Origin of the sequence: Erwinia sp. PPS120 (assembly GCF_047918655.1) — a bacterium.
In the GTDB taxonomy this organism is placed as follows: Bacteria; Pseudomonadota; Gammaproteobacteria; order Enterobacterales; family Enterobacteriaceae; genus Erwinia; species Erwinia tasmaniensis_A.
Map to the genome: position 1 here is coordinate 1 of NZ_JBLREF010000023.1, position 18,761 is coordinate 18,761.

Below are 18,761 nucleotides of genomic sequence, written 5' to 3' on the forward strand. Positions count from 1 at the left end.
GAGCCCGTCATCACCCACCACTTCGGGTCGTTAGCTCAGTTGGTAGAGCAGTTGACTTTTAATCAATTGGTCGCAGGTTCGAATCCTGCACGACCCACCAATGTCAAAAGGCGCCCTAAAGGCGCCTTTTTGCTTTTCTGCATGTGCTCAGTATTTGCCCCTGCGGCATCATTACTTTCACTGACAGTCAGAGAGATAAACCCATGGCTTGCCGTACGGCGCAGAGTTAATATCCGGCGGCATAGCCACCGAGTAGAAGTTCTGCCTGTAAATTTTCTCTTTATATGAAACCTCTTCGCCATAAACACTGTAGATTTTTTTACTCTCCCACTCAGTGTAGCCCGGACAGTTACCTGAAGGATTGGGAACGGGATCGGGAGAAGTGGTATAAAAGTTTGCAACCGTTTCGCGGCGTTCATTTAGCCGACGGGCATTATCCTCATATTTGGCACTCCCCATGGGAACACCATTGTAGGTGATGCGCGGATTAGAAAAATAATTCAGGCGCGTACAGTTCCCGGTCTGACAATTATAGGACATAATAGTACGCCACTTAGCCTTATTCGCTTCCCCTTCATATTTAAATCCATGCCGGTAACAGGGCTCACGCGTTGGCGCTCCCCCGCTTTGATACAGATCGTGGCTGGCCCCTATGTTGTGCCCCATTTCATGAGCAAAAGTATAGGTGCCCGTCAGAGACGAATATCGGATAACCGACGCAGCATTTGCCCTGGTGGCATCTATCGTTCCATTCCCTACACCCGAGGTATCTTTCACCACCATCATTACCAGATCGGCACCGGTTTTATCCCTGAAGGCATCAATCTCTTTACTCAGCGCGGAACCCGAGCTGACCAGCATTTGCGTGCGCATACTGGAATAACTCCCCGTTTCATCATATGTCGCATCCAATATGCCCGCGTTTTCAAAGGTTATTTTAACATCACTGTTTTTCGCGCCCTGATTCGCCTCTGTAAAGGCGACCGATGCGATAGTGTCGATGTCCAGTGAAGCCATGACAGCTCGGGACTGATTGGTCGTCACTAATGCCACTCTGATCGTACTTTGCTCTTTAACCGGATCAATAAATTGTCCTGGATTATCCGGGCAGACAATAGCCGCTTTGCTGCCCGAAAAAACAGGCAAGGATTCATCGTTGCTATCTTCCAAAACTTTAGCTTCATCAACCCTGACGATAGCAACCTGCCCGGTACTACCTCTGAGCGGGAAGATTTGATAAAGCTGCCCGAGGGTTCTGAACGTTCCCGCCAGCGTATTATGTTTAAATACCAGCGTTGCCACATTTTCAGGATCGATAATCGCCCCTTTCCCCGTTTCGCCTCTTACCGATATCGGATCTGTTGAAGCAGGCTTTGCTGCTGTCCCCGTCCAGGTATAACTCCCATCGTTGTTAACAGTGGAGGACCAACGCTTATATTCAACGATATCACCTGCCGTAGTCAGCAACGTCAGTCTGACGGCATCGGGATTTAATAAGGCATAGTCAACACTTGCTAAACGTAATTCACGAGTGGAACGAGTTGCAGTAATATCTGAAATAAATGTTTTATTTGATTGATTAACGCTACCCTTCACGTCTGGGTTTTGCAGATGATAAATAACAGGAGATGCAGCATGTGCCAGCGTAACCAGACATATTGCGATATAAAAGATACTAAATATAAACGTTCCGATCGCCCATTTTTTTGGCATTATAGTTTACCTGTCTGAAATAAAAAGAAGTCAGTCGCCTGATAGGCCCCGTTTTCTTATTTTGGCAAAAAGTGGAGGGATAGCAAATTCACTCAGAGATAATCTTAATTATTTTTTATTGATAAATTAATTATTATTACCCTCTAAAAACAGTAAATATATTATTTACACCTACACTCTTACCTCATATTTTTTCTACTACCCAGGCGCGGCGTTTATCGTCTCTCTCACCCTGCACGCCACCGGGTTTTGAGCCCTTCCTGTGCGCCTTTTCGAATTTTTAGCGAATTTTTTACGAATTCTCTTATCAAGTATCTCCGCTTACCCTCCGATAACCGTACTGGTCTATTACAAAGGAGAATACGATGACAACTATCAGTGGTAGCAGCACAAGTTCAATTGGATCGGCAAGCTCGGGCGGCGGTTCAACCTCCCAGATTGCCACGCTGACCAAGCAGATTACTCAGCTGGAAAATCAGCTGAAGAGTCTGGGCACTGACGATTCGCTCACGACCGAGCAAAAGTCAGAGCAGGAACAGCTTATTCAGAGCCAGATTCAGATGATTGAATCTCAAATCGCCCAGATTGAGCAGCAGCAGGCGCAGAAAGCTCAGGAAAAGCAGGAAGCGAAAAAAGAGACGGCCGCCACCAACGTAGCCGATGGTATCAACCGCCCCACCGCAACTAACTCAATTAATGTTTACGTCTAAAACGCCGGCATGATGCGGCGTTGCTGCGTCAGCAGGATTGCCTGCTGACGCACTTCCTGCCAGATAGCTTCTGCTGCCGGTGTAAGCGAGCGGTTTTTACGTCGTACCAGCATAATCGTCCTGTTGATTTCCGGTACCATTCGCCTGACAAGTAGCGGTCTGCCCCGCGGCAACGGTAGCGCAAGGGCGGGCAAAATGCTGATACCTATCCCCGCCTCGACCATCGGATAGAGCGTAGCCGGATGACCGATCTCCTGCACAATCTCCGCCCTCACCTGCTGTGCGCGCAACGCTTCATCGATCAGTACCCGACTGCCAGAGGTATAATCCTGAAGCACCAGCGCCCGGTCGTTCAGCATTTTCCAGCTGATGATTTGCTCTGCGGCCAGCGGGTCGTCCTGACGGCAAAGCAGGAGAAAAGGCTCATCAAGGATTGGTTCACAGGTGAAATCTTCAACCGTTAAGGGGCCAATGACGATGCCGAAATCGACTTCCGCATTACGCACGCTTTGCAGCACCCACTGCTGAGGCCGGTCACGCAGCATTATTCTGATGTCAGGATAATTTTGCTGGCTGGCCGCCAGGCACTGAGGCATTAAATGGGCCGATATCGTCTGGCTGGCCGCCACTCTAACCGTACCGCTGCGCTGCTGCCCATAGCTGCGAACATCCAGCAGCGTGGTATTCAGCTCTTCCAGCAAACGTTCGAGCCGACTGGCAAGCTGTTCGCCCGCCTCGGTCAGCATCACTTCCCGGGTGGTGCGGTCCAGCAGGCGAATCCCCATTTCCCCCTCCAGCTCCTTGATGCTGTGACTGACCGCCGACTGGCTCAGACCAATCTGTTGACCCGCCTGGCTAAAGCTGCCCTGCTGTGCGACGGCGACAAATACCCGCAGCTGACGAAGCGTATAATTCATCTGTTTTATTCATATATGGATTCAATAAATCAATTTTATTTCTAAACCCGTCCGGCGCACAATAGCCACATTGTTTTTTAACCAGGCATTAACAATGGGACTCTTCCGCATTGATCCACTGATGTTAAAATTGATTATTACCGTGCTGCTGGCGACGTTTATCCCTGCTCGCGGTCATTTCGTCGATATATTTGAATGGCTGACGACGGCGGCTATCGCCCTGCTCTTCTTTATGCATGGCGCCAAACTGTCGCGGGAGAAAATTATCGCGGGCGGCGGTCACTGGCGGCTTCATCTCTGGGTGATGTGCAGCACCTTCGTGCTCTTTCCCCTGCTTGGGCTGCTGTTTGTCTGGTGGCATCCCCTGCCGGTCAGCGCAGAGATTTACACCGGTTTCCTCTATTTATGCATCCTGCCCGCAACCGTTCAGTCGGCTATTGCCCTGACTTCACTGGCAGGGGGTAACGTGGCGGCAGCTGTGTGTAGCGCCTCAGCCTCCAGCCTGCTGGGCGTGTTTATCTCCCCGCTGCTGGTCAGCCTGGTGATGGACGTCCATAACGATGCCGCCAGTGGTAACCTGGAGCAGATAGGTAAGATTATGCTGCAGCTGCTGGTACCCTTTTTAGTCGGTCATCTGTCACGACGCTGGATTGCCGGATGGGTGGAAAAGCACCGTGGGCTGATTGGCAAGACTGACCAGGCCTCCATTCTGCTGGTTGTCTATTCCGCCTTTAGTGAAGCCGTCGTAAATGGTATCTGGCACCGCGTCGGCGTCAGCACCCTTCTGTATATCGTGGCGGGCAGCCTTGGGATCCTGTTTGTGGTGTTACTGATCAACCTGCTGGTGGCCAGGATTTTCGGATTCAACCGCCCGGATGAGATTACCATTCTGTTCTGCGGCTCGAAAAAAAGCCTCGCAAACGGTGTCCCTATGGCCAATATCCTGTTCCCATCGGCATCAGTGGGGATTATCGTGCTGCCGCTGATGATCTTCCATCAGGTGCAGCTGATGGTCTGTTCACTGCTGGCACAGCGCTATAAGAAGGCCGGAGAAAAACTGGCGCAGGAGCAGCAGGCGCAGAATGAAAAAGCGCCTTCAGGTGTGGTGCCATCGCAAAAATAGCCACAGTAAGAGTACAGCGGAGGAAAAGCGTTTACCGGCTTGCCTCCGCTGGCGTCAAAGCGACACCTTCCTGTTTTCCGCCCTTCGTTTTTACTGTGCCCGGCTCAGCCCGCGACCTGGCAACGTCTGGCAGGCACCGCCCTTATCCAGGGGCGCAGCATCAGGATAGCTTTCATCCGGCGTAACATAGACTTCCGTAGTCGCTACATAGCCATCCCTGAATATCGCTTCAACGTAAGCGGCCTGCCAGCCTTTATCCGGCTTCACCAGCGTCAGCGTTATATTACTTTTTATCGGCAGACCAGAGGACTCATAGTGAACGCCGCACGCCAGACGGAAGTCGCGAGCGTCAGCATTATAGGCCCGCCACAGGGTTAACTTTTTAGGATGTTCCGTAAACTTAATATCCAGCAGCCCTTTTTTTAACGACGTATGGATTTTGGGTAAGGGCTTGCCGCTCTGAATACGGTTGATAAAGGGGATCAGTGACTGTTCGGTAAACCGGCGGATACCGGCATGGTCGCTATTGGGCACGACCCTGAGAGACTTCATACCCGGTAGTTGGTGATAATAGTAGCGGGAATTATCAGGCACGTAGAAATCGTCACCGCTGGCATTAATAATGTATTTTTTAATGGCCAGCCGTTTTTTATAGGCCGAAAACTGATATTCAAGCGGATCCTGTATCTTCAACAGCATGCTGAAATTCGGCATATTAATGCTGGTGTCAATCCCCTCCTGATAATAAGGCGAGAACGCTACTGGCCAGTTGTGACCGTAGACCCGATACATGTGCCTGAGTGCCTGCCCGGTACCCAACATGTCCATCACAAAGGGCGCGATTGCCTCGACCCGCGGATCGGCAATGGCAGCGAGCCAGCTGCTCCAGCCACGTTTGGAAAGCCCGGTGACGATGAACTCTGAAATTCTCCACTCCCTTAGCTCCCTTTCTGCCAGTGACATCGCCTGAGATACGCTGGCGGCCATAGGGATATGAAGCGGTAAAAGCGATCGCTCCGTTGGGTTTTGCATAAATAAAGACCAGCTGTGGGCCACGCTGTCATCCTCCGCCCGTGTTTTATTATCGTCACGCCAGGTCTGATACTGATTGGGGACATCACTCAGAGAGAGAATAATGGTGCGCGTTGCCTGAGCCAGTGCCATCAGCTGGGCGGGTGTCATATCGCTGGGTGCAACGGGCGGCTTATTGTCGATATTATTACTAGTGCCATTATTAACAAATATAACTGCCTTCCCACTTTTAGCTCTGGGAGGGATATAAATATCCACATTATGCTGCCACTTTTCAGGCTGTACCAGACCAGCAGGCGACCATGACTGCGAATTCATGCGATAATGTAAAATATCAATCCCCGCCACCTGTTCATCGCTTACCCTGCTGTATTTCGGCCGAAACTCGGTAATACGTTTAATATAACAGGGTAGTACATCACTAAAGTCTCGCCTGTCACTGAAGCAGCGGTCGTTGTGCCTGCTCGCTTCAGCCGCTGAACTAATAGTGATAAACAGCAGTAAGGCTGTTCCATATTTTATTTTCATCACATTACCTCCTCGCCCACTATTGTCCTGAGCTGAGTGTTAATATGAATCATAATTTTTAATGGTACAAATTAATTAATAATGTTAAAGGCATATTTAAGCATTAGTGACGCAGCGGCGTAATAAGCCCCTCAAGCCCCTCTATTTTAATGGCCAGCGTCAGCTGCATCAGCTCGCCCAGTCTTCCCTCAGGAAATTCGCCCTTACGGGCGAACCATAGCAGATAAGGCTCCGGCAGATCGATAAGTCGCCGCCCTTTGTATTTACCAAAGGGCATTTCTGTGTTGGCAATGTCAATCAGCTGCTCTTTTTCCATCTCAGTTATCCAGCAGGCGAATAAGCTCAGCCTCGTCGATAATCTTAATATCCAGCGCCTGCGCCTTCACCAGCTTAGAGCCTGCCGCTTCACCGACGATAACCAGATCCGTTTTCTTCGACACGCTGCCGCTGACCTTAGCGCCCAGCGCAGCCAGGCGATCTTTTGCCTCATCGCGAGACAGAATGGTCAGAGAACCCGTCAGCACCACGGTTTTTCCGGCGAAGGGGCTGTCAATTTCGTCTTTATTAACCACCTCAACTGCTGGCCAGGTGACGCCTGCCACCTCTGTCAGCTGACGAATCACTTCCCGGTTACTCTCTTCATCCATAAAGTTTCGCACGTGGCTGGCAACAACGGTGCCGACGTCCTGCACGTCGATTAGCGCCTCCAGGGAGGCATTGATAATGCGGTCAAGCGTACCAAAATGTGCGGCCAGGTTGGCGGCGGTCGCTTCGCCCACTTCGGTAATTCCCAGCGAATAGAGGAAACGCGCCAGCGTGGTCTGTTTCGCTTTTTCCAGCGAGCTGACCAGGTTTTGTGCCGATTTTGGTCCCATACGATCCAGGCCCGTCAGCTTACCGGCTGTCAGGCTGAATAAATCGGCGGGCGTTTCGACATACTGTTTCTCCACCAGCTGGTCGATAAGTTTGTCGCCCAGACCATCAATATCCATCGCCCGGCGTGAAACAAAGTGCTTCAGTGCGCCTTTACGCTGCGCGCCACAGATCAGGCCACCGGTACAGCGTGCAACCACTTCTCCTTCTACCCGCTCAACGTCTGAGCCACAAACCGGGCAGTGGCCTGGGAACGCTATCGCACGGGCATCATCCGGGCGATCCGCCTCTACCACGCCCACAACCTGGGGGATCACATCTCCGGCGCGGCGGATAATAACCCGATCGCCAATACGCAGCCCCAGACGCTCAATTTCATCGGCATTGTGCAGCGTGGCATTGCTGACCATCACCCCCGCCACCTGCACCGGCTCCAGTCGGGCGACCGGCGTAATCGCGCCGGTACGCCCCACCTGAAACTCTACGTCCCGCACCCAGGTCAGCTGTTCCTGCGCCGGGAACTTAAACGCAATCGCCCAGCGCGGCGCGCGGGCGACATAGCCAAGCTGTTCCTGCAGTTCCTGAGAATCCACTTTGATGACCACGCCATCAATGTCAAAACCGAGCGTCCCGCGCTCCGCTTCCACCTGATGATAAAACGCCAGCACCTCTTCCGGCGTGTGGCACAGCCGGATACGATCGCTCACTGGCACCCCCCAGGCTTTAAGCTGCTGGAGTCGGGCGTGATGCGTACGCGGCATATCACCGCCTTCCAGCAGGCCGAAACCGTAGCAGAAAAACGTCAGGGGGCGTCTGGCTGTAATGCGGGGGTCAAGCTGACGCAGCGAGCCTGCCGCAGCATTGCGCGGATTGGCGAATACCTTGCTCTCTTTGCGGCGCGCTTCCTCATTCATCGCCTCAAATCCCGCCTGCGGCATAAAGACCTCACCCCGCACTTCGATACGCGCAGGAATGTTGTCCCCCCTCAAACGCAGGGGGATGGCACGTATTGTGCGCACGTTGGCGGTAATGTCTTCACCGGTAGTGCCGTCACCGCGCGTTGCCGCCCGCACCAGCAGGCCATTTTCGTATAGCAGGCTGACGGCAAGACCGTCCAGCTTCAGTTCACAACAGAAGGTAATGTTACCGCTATTTTTCAGCCGATCCTGTACCCGCTTGTTAAAGGCGAGATAGCTCTCATCATCAAACGCATTATCCAGCGACAGCATCGGCACTTCATGCCGTATCTGTCCAAATGCGCTAAGCGGTGCAGCCCCCACGCGCTGCGTCGGCGAATCCGGGGTAATCAGCTCAGGATGCGCCGCTTCCAGTGCCTTTAGCTCCTGCATCAGACGATCGTACTCTGCGTCAGGCACCTCCGGCGCATCCAGAACATGATACTGGTATTCATGATGGCGGAGCGTAGTTTGAAGCGCGATAATTTGGTCTTGAACGGGTTGCATAGCGGCACCATAACGATAAAAAACCCCCGGCAGGCGGGGGTCTTGTCAAACGTAAATTCAGGGTATCAGCCCGATCCGTTTGCGGTTCAGGCGTTAGCCTCAATCACATCACGAATACGGTTTTTATAAGTTTCCAGCTTTTGCGGCGTCATCATGCGACGCTCATCATCCAGAACCACGCCGCCAACGTCGTCGGCAATACGCTGTGCGGACTGAAGCATCAGCTTGAAGTTCTGATTGGCATCGCCGTAAGAGGGCACCATCATAAAAATTGAAATGCCGGGCGTGGAGAAGTCAGACATCTCATCCGGATTGAAGGAGCCGGGCTTAACCATATTTGCCAGACTAAAGAGCACTGGCCCACTGCCTGCCGGGCTGAGATGGCGATGGAATATGTTCATTTCACCAAACTGGAAGCCCGCCTGCAGGACCCCTTGCAGCAGCGCCTCTCCGTTTAACACACCGCCTGCATGTGCACCGACGTGCAGCACCAGCACGGTCTCTTTTGCGCGCTCCTGACGTTGAGGCTCAGGTTTTTCAACCGGCGCACTGGGTTTACTCTCTTCTTCAATGGCCGGAGCGAAAGTCGGTTCAACGGGCTCTGGCGGCACGGCCACGGTCTTAACCGGCGGAGTTTGTGGGCGCACAGGCTGAGGACGCTGAACGGGTTCGGCCACGAATTCAGGTTCCTCCGGTTCAGGCGCATGAGGAAGCTCACCGCTAAACAGGGGATCCAGCTCCGGCTGCGTATCAGCCAGCGGCTGATGCCGTACAGGCTCTGCGGGTGCGCGAGTCTTTAACGGCCGCGATGGCGCTTCATCAACGCTGCGGGCATCGAATGGTGGCTCAACCTCGTCATCTCCGCGCGAGCGTGAGCGCTGTACCCGCACTTCCCCCACGCCATCATCAACGTTGTCAAAAGACTCTTCTTTATCCTGTTTTAAACGCTTGTGCGGGCGATCGCGAAAAACGGATGAGCGCTCTTTACGGCTGGTCCAGAGGCCATGAAGTAAGAGCGCTATTATGGCGATCGCGCCAACAACGATTAATATCAGACGCAAATCCTGCATCATTGTATTCTCTGTTGTTCCAATACCTTGCCACCGCGGCAAACTTTATCCTCTAACTGTATTTGCCCTGGGTAACAAGTGCAAGTCCATGCAGTATTTTCTGACAAATAAGCGTGCATCGACACGGTTTTTTGCTGCTTTTTCATGCAAAAGCCTCTCGGCCTGCATAAATGATCGCGTTATGATAGCGCCGCATAGCCGCATAAAGGAGAAAAGCAGCCTATGAACCCACATCACTCCCCCGCTCGCTCGCAGGGCATTCACTATTTTTCCGAAGGGTGGAGGCTGGTTCGTCTGCCCGGTATTCGCCGCTTCGTCATTGTCCCACTGCTGCTCAATATTGTGCTGATGGGGGGCGCGTTTATCTGGCTGTTCTGGCAGCTCGGCAAATGGGTTCCCGCGCTGATGACGCTCATACCTGGCTGGCTACAGTGGCTGAGCTATCTGCTATGGCCACTATGCGTGATTTCGATTGTGCTGGTGTTCAGCTATTTTTTCTCAACGGTCGCCAACTGGATAGCCGCCCCGTTCTGCGGCCTGCTGGCTGAACAGCTTGAGGCAAGGCTGACCGGCAAACCGCTGCCCGATAGCGGCTGGGCCGCGCTGGTCCGGGATTTACCGCGCATTATGAAGCGCGAATGGCAAAAGTTCGTCTGGTATCTTCCGCGCGCCCTTGGGCTGTTGCTGCTCCACGTTATTCCGGGATTTGGCCAGACGGTAGCACCGTTGTTGTGGTTTCTCTTCAGCGCCTGGATGCTATCTATCCAATACTGCGATTACCCATTCGATAATCATAAGGTCAGCTTCCAGCAAATGCGTCAGGCGCTAAAACAGCACAAAACCGACAATATGCAGTTTGGTGCTCTGGTCAGCCTCTTTACGCTGGTGCCCATTTTGAATTTGGCGATTATGCCAGTAGCCGTTTGTGGGGCAACGGCGATGTGGGTGGATCGCTACCGTGGACAGTACAGCCGGCAGTAGACGCCGCTTATGCCATTTCATTAATCCTTATTGCTGCATAACATATATATATACGATTTCTTCACTTCCTTGAGAAATTGAACGGGGTATGCTCTTAGCATTCCCAAAATTTCATACAGTAAGGACGGGCTATGAGTAAGATTTATGAAGACAACTCGTTAACAATCGGTCATACGCCGCTGGTACGACTGAACCGCATCGGTAACGGCCGCATTCTGGCAAAAGTTGAGTCGCGCAACCCCAGCTTCAGCGTTAAATGCCGTATCGGTGCCAGTATGATTTGGGACGCCGAAAAGCGCGGTATTCTTAAACCCGGTATTGAACTGGTTGAGCCAACCAGCGGTAACACCGGTATTGCGCTGGCCTACGTGGCTGCCGCGCGTGGCTATAAGCTCACGCTGACCATGCCTGAAACCATGAGCGTGGAGCGCCGCAAACTGCTGAAAGCGCTGGGTGCGAGGCTGATCCTGACCGAAGGCGCTAAAGGAATGAAAGGCGCAATCTCCAAAGCCGAGGAGATCGTTGCCAACGAGCCGGATAAATTTGTCCTGCTTCAGCAGTTCAGCAACCCGGCTAATCCGGAAATTCATGAGAAAACCACCGGCCCTGAAATATGGGATGATACCGATGGTGAGGTCGACGTCTTTATTGCCGGCGTTGGCACCGGCGGCACGCTGACCGGCGTGAGTCGCTATATTAAGAACACTAAGGGTAAAAAAGATCTGATAACGATCGCGGTGGAGCCTGTCGATTCTCCGGTTATCGCCCAGGCGCTGGCGGGTGAAGAGATTAAGCCCGGCCCTCACAAAATCCAGGGGATTGGCGCCGGTTTCATTCCGGGCAATCTCGATCTGAATTTGATTGATCGCGTGGTGGCTATTTCTAATGAAGAGTCCATTTCAACGGCCCGTCGTCTGATGGAAGAAGAAGGTATTCTTGCCGGTATCTCATCCGGTGCTGCCGTGGCGGCCGCGCTGAAGCTTCAGCAGGAGGAGGCATTTGCGAATAAAAATATTGTCGTGATCCTGCCCTCCTCCGGTGAGCGCTACCTGAGTACGGCACTTTTTGCCGACCTTTTTACTGAGAAAGAATTGCAGCAGTAATGCCATTTGCGCTGAATTGAGTAAAAAAGCACCCAAATGGGTGCTTTTTTGTGGGCTGTGTCAAAGTTTTACCTGGATGCAGATTGCAATTACCTGCCAGTGTCTGTTATCTAAGCAACCAATTAATTCGGCCCGTGAAATTAATCACCCTTTGAACTGGATCAAGCTGAATCGATTTACTGGTTTGGCGCGGCAGCGCAAATAGCGGCATAATGGGTCAGAGGAAAGCGAGGCGTGAATCACTGACTGCACGCCGCCGTTTCCGGCCTGATCCGCGCAGTTTTTGGCGCGTTATCGAACGCAGGCCAGCGCGACACATCCAGGCTAAAGTCCCGGTCTCGGACTAGACTTTAGTTCAACAACATCAAACTAAATAAGTTGGGGAAAAATAATGTTTCAGCAAGAAGTTACTATTACCGCACCGAACGGCCTGCATACCCGCCCTGCTGCGCAGTTTGTGAAAGAAGCGAAAGCGTTCACCTCAGAAATTACCGTCACGTCTAACGGCAAATCAGCCAGCGCAAAAAGCCTGTTTAAGCTGCAAACGCTGGGTCTGACTCAGGGCACCGTTGTCACGCTGTCTGCGGAAGGTGAAGACGAGCAGAAAGCGGTGGAGCATCTGGTTAAGCTGATGGCCGAGCTCGAGTAAACTCCCTGACTGTCTGCTCACCGCCTTATCAGGTGAAATTAATGCAAACATATTGATCGCGGACAGCCTGTCCGCGTTGTCGCTTTCGTAAACTCCTTTGCGGGCCAGCCGAAGGCAATGATCAAATTGCAGAAAGCCTGATGCGCCCGGCTCGCTGAGTAGATCAGCCGACAGTCCAGGATTAATCGCCTCAGGTGATTATCAGTTATAAAAAAAGGTAGGGTTATGATTTCAGGAATTTTAGCATCACCGGGTATCGCTTTTGGTAAGGCTCTTCTGCTGAAAGAAGATGAGATAGTTATCAACCGGAAAAAGATTTCTGCCGACCAGGTCGGTCAGGAAGTTCAGCGCTTTCTCGATGGTCGTAAAAAGGCTTCAACGCAGCTGGAAGCGATCAAAATCAAAGCCGGAGAAACCTTCGGTGAAGAGAAGGAAGCCATCTTCGAAGGGCATATTATGCTGCTGGAAGATGAAGAGCTGGAGCAGGAAATCATAGCCCTGATTAAAGACGATCTGGCTTCTGCTGACGCGGCCGCGTTCTCTGTGATTGAAGGCCAGGCGAAAGCGCTGGAGGAGCTGGACGACGAATACCTGAAAGAGCGTGCGGCGGATGTGCGTGATATTGGTAAGCGCCTGTTACAGAACATCCTTGGGCTGCATATCGTTGACCTGAGCGCCATTGCGGAAGAGGTTCTGCTGGTCGCTAAAGATCTGACGCCGTCAGAAACGGCTCAGCTCAACCTGGACAAAGTCCTGGGCTTTATCACCGATCTTGGAGGGCGCACTTCCCATACTTCGATCATGGCGCGCTCGCTTGAGCTGCCGGCTATCGTGGGCACCGGAAACGTGACCAGCCAGGTTAAAAATGGCGACTTCCTGATCCTCGACGGGGTAAATAACAGTATTTACATTAACCCGACTTCGGAAAAAATTGACGAACTGAAAGCGATCCAGACTCAGTACGTTACCGAAAAGAACGATCTCGCCAAGCTTAAAGATCTGCCAGCCATTACGCTGGATGGGCATCAGGTTGAAGTCTGTGCCAACATCGGTACCGTGCGCGACGTTGCGGGTGCAGAACGCAACGGGGCAGAAGGCGTTGGCCTTTATCGCACCGAGTTTCTGTTTATGGACCGTGAATCACTGCCCACCGAAGAAGAGCAGTTCCAGGCCTATAAAGCTGTTGCAGAGGCGATGGGCTCACAGGCGGTGATTGTTCGTACGATGGACATCGGCGGTGATAAAGACCTGCCCTATATGAACCTGCCAAAAGAGGATAACCCCTTCCTCGGCTGGCGTGCAATCCGCATCGCGATGGATCGTCCGGAAATTCTGCATGCTCAGCTCCGTGCCATTCTGCGCGCCTCTGCTTTCGGTAAGCTGCGCATTATGTTCCCGATGGTGATCTCCGTTGAGGAAGTGCGCATCCTGAAGGGGGAACTTGAGACCCTGAAAAGCCAGCTGCGCGAAGAAGGCAAGGCTTTTGATGAAAGCATTGAGATGGGCATCATGGTTGAGACCCCGGCCTCCGCCGCGATTGCCCATCATCTGGCAAAAGAAGTGGATTTCTTCAGTATCGGTACTAACGACCTGACTCAGTACACACTGGCGGTCGATCGTGGCAATGAATTAATCTCCCATCTGTATAACCCTATGTCCCCTTCGGTGCTGACGCTTATTAAGCAAGTTATTGATGCATCTCATGCTGAAGGTAAATGGACAGGTATGTGTGGCGAGCTGGCAGGCGATGAACGTGCTACACTACTGTTATTGGGAATGGGGCTGGACGAGTTCAGCATGAGTGCCATTTCTATCCCACGCATCAAGAAAATTATTCGTAACACGAATTATGAGGATGCGAAGGCATTAGCAGAGCAGGCAATGGCTCAACCTACAGCGGACGAGTTGATGAACCTGGTCAATAAGTTCATTGAAGAAAAAACACTCTGCTGAGACCTCGTGACGCTGGCCCAATATTACTGCTTAGGAGAAAATCATGGGTTTGTTTTCAAAGCTTTTTGGCGATAAGTCAGATACCTCAACTGGAGCCATTGAGATCGTTGCACCGCTGTCAGGAGAGATCGTCAATATCGAAGACGTACCGGACGTGGTGTTCGCAGAAAAAATTGTTGGCGACGGCATCGCTATCAAACCGACTGGCAATAAAATGGTTGCGCCGGTTGATGGTACCATCGGCAAGATTTTCGAAACCAATCATGCATTTTCCATTGAATCCGACAACGGCATCGAGCTGTTCGTTCATTTCGGAATTGATACGGTTGAACTGAAGGGTGAAGGCTTTAAGCGTATCGCTGAAGAAGGGCAGAAGGTTAAGAAAGGTGACGTCGTCATCGAGTTTGACCTGGCGCTTCTGGAAGAAAAAGCGAAATCAACGCTAACGCCGGTGGTCATATCTAATATGGATGAGATCAAAGAGCTGGTTAAACTGACAGGCAACGTTGTCGTGGGTGAAACCCCGGTTATCCGCATCAGAAAATAATTAGCCCCCTAAAAGCAAAGCCCTCTGAGCGATCAGGGGGCTTTTTTTTGCCTCTTTTCGTCTCAAGCGCGATCAGGCGCTTATCCGCAATACCTGCCGCAAATCAAATACCTCAGGAGAAGTCGTGAGATCAAGCTGCCGCTCAATAACATTCAGATGCTGTTCCATCAGTGTCTGAGCAAGCCGGATATCGCCTGTTTTCAACGCCTCAATGATGTCGCTGTGCTCGTTGCACTTACAATCAGAGATATCATGACGGTGATAGAGCGACACAATAAGCGAACTGCGTACCATCAGATTGGCCAGTATCTCTCGTAGCACCCGATTATCACTAATCTCCGCCAGCAGCAGATGAAATTCACTCAGTTCGCGAATAATACCCTGCCGATCGCGACGATTGATTACGTCACGCTCCATTTGATGCTGCTGTTCGAGTTTGTGACGCCAGGCGTGAATTTTTTCCTGCGTAACGCAGCTGATAATGGCGCTTTCGATTGCGCGTCGTGCGATGAAGACCTCCTGTGCTTCCCTTACTTCAGGCTGCGCGACTCGCGCGCCGCGGTTAGGCTCGATAGTCACAATATGCTGAAGCGCCATCCGCTGCAGCGCCGACTGAACGTGATTGCGATTGGCGTCCAGCGCCTCCACGATTTGCGTCTCTACCAACCGGGTACCCGGCTTTAGCCTGTGCTGAGCAATGGCCTGTGACAATACCTCAACGATACGCTGAACTTCCTGCTGCTTACTGGGAGCTGCTTTACTCATCCCTACCTCATTTGAAGTGATGTGCAAACGATTGCCTCTGCCGATGATACCACCGTACCAAGAGGCTACACTACCCAGTGCGGCAGTTTGATGGTCAATTCCAGGCCGCCATTTCTGCCGTTCACCGCACTTACCTCCCCCTGATGAGCCAGTACCACCTTGCGTACAATGGAAAGTCCCAGCCCGTAACCCTTGCCGGAGAGGGGCGTATTAACCCGCACAAAAGGATCAAAGATGCTTGAAAGTTTATCGGCATCGACGCCTGGCCCCTGGTCGCTCACGTTCACCGACAGCCAGTCGTTTTCCTGCCGCAGGGTCACGCTGACCTGTTGTCCCTGAAGAGAAAAACGTAGCGCGTTGCGGATGACATTCTCCAGCGCTGAGCGGATCAGCTTGGCATCACCCTTAACGGTGTAGTCAGCAGACCTGTCAGCGAAGAGCAAAATATCTACGCCGGGTATCTGCGCCTCATAGCGCGCATCGTTGACCACCGCCTCTAATAATCCGAACAGATCAAAGTACTGCTCATCCGGCAGACTTTCATGTTCGGCTCTGGAAAGCGTCAGCAGTTCGCCAATCATTTTATCCAGGCGCCGCGCTTCTTCATCAATTCTGTCCAGCGACTGCCCGACTGATTCCGGCGTCTGCCGGGCCAGTCCGGTAGCCAGTTGCAGCCGCGCCAGAGGTGAACGAAGCTCATGGGAGACATCGTGCAGCAGCTCCTCACGCGCGCTGACCAGCACGGATAACCGCTCAACCATTGAATCGAAATCCTGCGCCACGGCAGACAGTTCATCGTGACGACGGCGCATCGCCGGAAACAGGCGTACCGAAAGATCGCCCTTGGATACCCGATCAAAACCTTTCCGCAGCTGACGCATGGGGCGAGTCAGGTTCCAGGCCAGAAAAAGACTGAATAACAGGCCGCCAAAGCCCGCCATAAACAGCAGCGGTTCCGGAACGTTAAGAAAATGTCTGGGTGGCCCGCCCATATTGCTGTCATTACGCAGTCCCTCCACGTCATAGCGCAGCTGATACTGACGGCCATCTGCCCCGCTTACCCATTCGATGACCTCTTTTGGAAACTCACCGTTCAGTACATCAGGATTGAGATCCCTGCGCGACTTCTCCTGAGGAGGCTTATCCATCATCTGAATTGAAAAGAAGCGCCGGTCGCTGGCTGGCCAGTCTGCCATCATATCGTTGAGCGCTTCTATACCCCCACGCTGCAGCACGGATACAGCAGAAGTCATTTGCAGGTTTACGATGCGCCTGGCGGTCAGGTTTTCTGGTGGCTCATGATGCTTGCCGTACAGTGAAAAACTTAGCCATAGCAGCTGGCTCATCAGCAGAAACGTCAGCCAGAACCCCAGCAGGATCTTCCAGAAAAGCAGCCCGCGAAATCCAGCCGTCATCGTATGCGATAGCCTATGCTGCGGACGGTCTCGATGGTGACCGTATCCTGGGTCAGGGCCGCGAGCTTCTGGCGAATATTGCTGATATGCACATCTACGCTGCGATCGTAGGCTTCCCGAGGACGGCCAAGCCCTTTTTCGGATAGCTCATCCTTAGATACCACACGATCCGGTGCGCGGATAAGCAGATCCAGCAGATTAAATTCCGAAGCGGTCAGATCGAACGGCTGCTGCTTCCACTCGCTGATACGCGTGGCAGGATTAAGGGTCAGGTCACTCCAGACCGCCATCTCTTTGCTCTCGACGATGACGGGCTGCTCATCAACCCGGCGCAGCACGGCGCGCAGCCTGGCAACCAGTTCGCGTGGGTAGCAGGGTTTAGGCACATAGTCGTCTGCCCCCATTTCCAGTCCGATCACCCGATCGATATTGTCACCCTTCGCCGTCAGCATAATGACCGGCAGACGGCAGTTTTGACGAACCTGGCGAAGCACGTCGATACCACTCATATCCGGCAGCATAATATCGAGGATCATCGCGCTGTATTCACCCGACATAGCCCCTTCAATTCCGGCCTTGCCGTTTAACACCAGTGAAGCATCAAATCCTTCTGTAATCAGATACTGACTGAGCATCGTGCCCAGTTCGAGATCATCGTCAACCAGTAAAATTTTCATGCGCACTCTCTAATAGATTCAGCCGCTATTTTCACCTGTTATCGGAACAATAGCAGCTTGTTTTACCCAATCCTTACATGTTAACTCAAGGGGTGAAAGAGATGATGTTCTTTACAGGTTAACAGACAGATTAACCGACCGGGTAACCCTCGGTCTAAGTAAAACAGATGAGATTAACTATAATAACGAAGGGAGAGTTATTCAGACGCATCACTTAATAATGCTGAACAGAAAGAGATAACAGGTGGGACGGCAAATATTTTTATTATTTTAAGCACGTTCATACCGCGTCGTAGACTCCCGTAGATAAATAACGGTCCCCCCGATCGCACACTATTGCCACAACCACACTATCCGGCGTGCTTTTCGCCACCTGTATTGCACCGGCGACCGCGCCGCCGGAACTCACCCCGCAAAAAATCCCTTCGCATCGGGCCAGCTGGCGCGTCATATTTTCTGCCTCCTGCTGGCTCATACTAATCATGCTGTCTACCAGCTCTGGTCGAAAAATACCCGGCTGATAATCCTTCGACCACCGGCGAATACCCGGAATGCTGCTGCCCTCTGCGGGCTGAAGCCCAATAATCCGCACTTCGCGACTCTGCTCTTTGAGAAAAGCCCCCACGCCGGTAATTGTGCCTGTCGTTCCCATACTGCTGACAAAATGGGTGAGTCGCCCCTGCGTCTGCCGCCAGATTTCCGGCCCGGTAGTGGTGTAATGCCCTAGCGGATTATCCGGATTATTAAACTGATCGAGAAGCTTACCCTCGCCTCGTGCCGCCATACCTGCCGCCAAATCGCGAGCGCCCTCCATGCCCACTTCGCGGCTGACAAGGATCAGCTCTGCGCCGTAAGCCCCCATTGCCGCCTGCCGCTCCAGACTCATATTTTCCGGCATCAGCAGGCGAAGCCCATAACCTTTCATGGCGGCAATCATCGCCAGTGCAATGCCGGTATTACCGCTGGTCGCTTCGATAAGCCTGTCGCCCGGCTGAATCTCACCCCGCCTTTCAGCCTGCTGGACCATCGAAAGTACGGCGCGATCCTTCACCGAACCTGCAGGATTATTCCCCTCCATCTTTAGCCAGATTTCACTGCCGTTGTCGGGCATCAGCCGCTGGAGCTTAATCAGCGGCGTATTACCGATGGTATTTTCAAGGGTGGTCACAACGTTATTCCCGAATCAGGCAGAAAAGCGGCAAAAAAAAAGTCAGGCAAGCCTGACCCGGTTCCAGATGAAAA

Annotated in this window: 17 protein-coding genes and 1 tRNA gene; 8 read left to right on the forward strand and 10 right to left on the reverse strand. The window is 52.5% G+C overall.

What is annotated here, in order from left to right:
* The first annotated feature begins 24 nt into the window (after positions 1–24).
* Positions 25–100, forward strand: a tRNA-Lys gene (locus ACLRGG_RS13510).
* Between the two features lie 77 nt (positions 101–177).
* Here ACLRGG_RS13510 and ACLRGG_RS13515 read toward each other — a convergent pair.
* Positions 178–1,713: a M12 family metallo-peptidase gene (locus ACLRGG_RS13515; RefSeq protein ID WP_416250260.1), complete on the reverse strand. Its 1,536-nt coding sequence runs from the start codon at positions 1,711–1,713 to the stop codon at positions 178–180.
* Positions 1,714–2,078: 365 nt separating this feature from the next.
* On the opposite strand from ACLRGG_RS13515, the gene ACLRGG_RS13520 reads away from it, so the two are divergent.
* Positions 2,079–2,423 carry a FlxA-like family protein gene (locus tag ACLRGG_RS13520; RefSeq protein ID WP_416250261.1) on the forward strand — a complete coding sequence of 115 codons (345 nt, stop codon included), beginning with the start codon at positions 2,079–2,081 and terminating at the stop codon, positions 2,421–2,423.
* Here the strand turns inward: ACLRGG_RS13520 and ACLRGG_RS13525 are convergent.
* Positions 2,420–3,340 (reverse strand): LysR family transcriptional regulator, encoded by a 921-nt coding sequence (locus ACLRGG_RS13525; protein ID WP_416250262.1) that lies wholly within the window; start codon positions 3,338–3,340, stop codon positions 2,420–2,422. The two genes, ACLRGG_RS13520 and ACLRGG_RS13525, sit on opposite strands and share 4 nt — an antisense overlap.
* Positions 3,341–3,434: 94 nt before the next feature.
* Between ACLRGG_RS13525 and ACLRGG_RS13530 the strand changes: the two genes are divergently transcribed.
* Positions 3,435–4,463, forward strand: a complete 1,029-nt coding sequence (locus ACLRGG_RS13530; RefSeq protein ID WP_416250263.1) for a bile acid:sodium symporter family protein — start codon at positions 3,435–3,437, stop codon at positions 4,461–4,463.
* A 90-nt stretch (positions 4,464–4,553) separates the two neighbouring features.
* Here ACLRGG_RS13530 and ACLRGG_RS13535 read toward each other — a convergent pair whose 3' ends face one another.
* The 4 genes from ACLRGG_RS13535 to zipA form a co-directional block, all read right to left on the reverse strand.
* The gene (locus ACLRGG_RS13535; protein ID WP_416250264.1) at positions 4,554–6,023 is read right to left on the reverse strand and encodes a PhoPQ-activated pathogenicity-related family protein; all 1,470 of its coding nucleotides are present in this window, start codon (positions 6,021–6,023) and stop codon (positions 4,554–4,556) included.
* Between the two features lie 103 nt (positions 6,024–6,126).
* Positions 6,127–6,339: a DUF3820 family protein gene (locus ACLRGG_RS13540; RefSeq protein ID WP_416250265.1), complete on the reverse strand. Its 213-nt coding sequence runs from the start codon at positions 6,337–6,339 to the stop codon at positions 6,127–6,129.
* Between the two features lies 1 nt (position 6,340).
* Positions 6,341–8,359, reverse strand: a complete 2,019-nt coding sequence (ligA, locus tag ACLRGG_RS13545) for an NAD-dependent DNA ligase LigA (protein WP_416250266.1) — start codon at positions 8,357–8,359, stop codon at positions 6,341–6,343.
* Positions 8,360–8,445: 86 nt separating this feature from the next.
* Entirely contained in the window at positions 8,446–9,432 is a 987-nt protein-coding gene (zipA, locus tag ACLRGG_RS13550) for a cell division protein ZipA (RefSeq protein ID WP_416250267.1), read from the reverse strand.
* A gap of 219 nt (positions 9,433–9,651) precedes the next feature.
* On the opposite strand from zipA, the gene cysZ reads away from it, so the two are divergent.
* The 5 genes from cysZ (at position 9,652) to crr (ending at position 14,662) form a co-directional block, all read left to right on the forward strand.
* On the forward strand, positions 9,652–10,410 hold the full coding sequence (gene cysZ, locus ACLRGG_RS13555; RefSeq protein ID WP_416250268.1) for a sulfate transporter CysZ: 759 nt from the start codon (positions 9,652–9,654) through the stop codon (positions 10,408–10,410).
* Between the two features lie 131 nt (positions 10,411–10,541).
* Complete coding sequence (gene cysK, locus ACLRGG_RS13560) at positions 10,542–11,513, forward strand: cysteine synthase A (RefSeq protein WP_416250269.1); 972 nt, start codon at positions 10,542–10,544, stop codon at positions 11,511–11,513.
* A gap of 391 nt (positions 11,514–11,904) precedes the next feature.
* Positions 11,905–12,162: a phosphocarrier protein Hpr gene (gene ptsH / locus ACLRGG_RS13565; protein WP_416250270.1), complete on the forward strand. Its 258-nt coding sequence runs from the start codon at positions 11,905–11,907 to the stop codon at positions 12,160–12,162.
* A 225-nt stretch (positions 12,163–12,387) separates the two neighbouring features.
* Entirely contained in the window at positions 12,388–14,115 is a 1,728-nt protein-coding gene (gene ptsI / locus ACLRGG_RS13570; protein ID WP_416250271.1) for a phosphoenolpyruvate-protein phosphotransferase PtsI, read from the forward strand.
* 43 nt (positions 14,116–14,158) lie between these two features.
* On the forward strand, positions 14,159–14,662 hold the full coding sequence (crr, locus tag ACLRGG_RS13575) for a PTS glucose transporter subunit IIA (RefSeq protein ID WP_416250272.1): 504 nt from the start codon (positions 14,159–14,161) through the stop codon (positions 14,660–14,662).
* Positions 14,663–14,734: 72 nt separating this feature from the next.
* Here the strand turns inward: crr and ACLRGG_RS13580 are convergent, their stop codons facing one another.
* The 4 genes from ACLRGG_RS13580 to cysM all read right to left on the reverse strand — a co-directional run bounded on the left by ACLRGG_RS13580 (position 14,735) and on the right by cysM (position 18,687).
* On the reverse strand, positions 14,735–15,427 hold the full coding sequence (locus ACLRGG_RS13580) for a GntR family transcriptional regulator (protein ID WP_416250273.1): 693 nt from the start codon (positions 15,425–15,427) through the stop codon (positions 14,735–14,737).
* Between the two features lie 65 nt (positions 15,428–15,492).
* Positions 15,493–16,842, reverse strand: coding sequence for an ATP-binding protein (locus tag ACLRGG_RS13585; RefSeq protein WP_416250274.1), 1,350 nt, complete (start codon positions 16,840–16,842; stop codon positions 15,493–15,495).
* A complete protein-coding gene (locus tag ACLRGG_RS13590; RefSeq protein WP_416250275.1) occupies positions 16,839–17,519 on the reverse strand; it encodes a response regulator transcription factor in 681 nt (226 codons plus the stop codon). Before ACLRGG_RS13590 ends, ACLRGG_RS13585 begins: the two co-directional genes overlap by 4 nt.
* Positions 17,520–17,799: 280 nt before the next feature.
* The gene (gene cysM, locus ACLRGG_RS13595) at positions 17,800–18,687 is read right to left on the reverse strand and encodes a cysteine synthase CysM (protein ID WP_416250276.1); all 888 of its coding nucleotides are present in this window, start codon (positions 18,685–18,687) and stop codon (positions 17,800–17,802) included.
* Between the last annotated feature and the right edge of the window lie 74 nt (positions 18,688–18,761).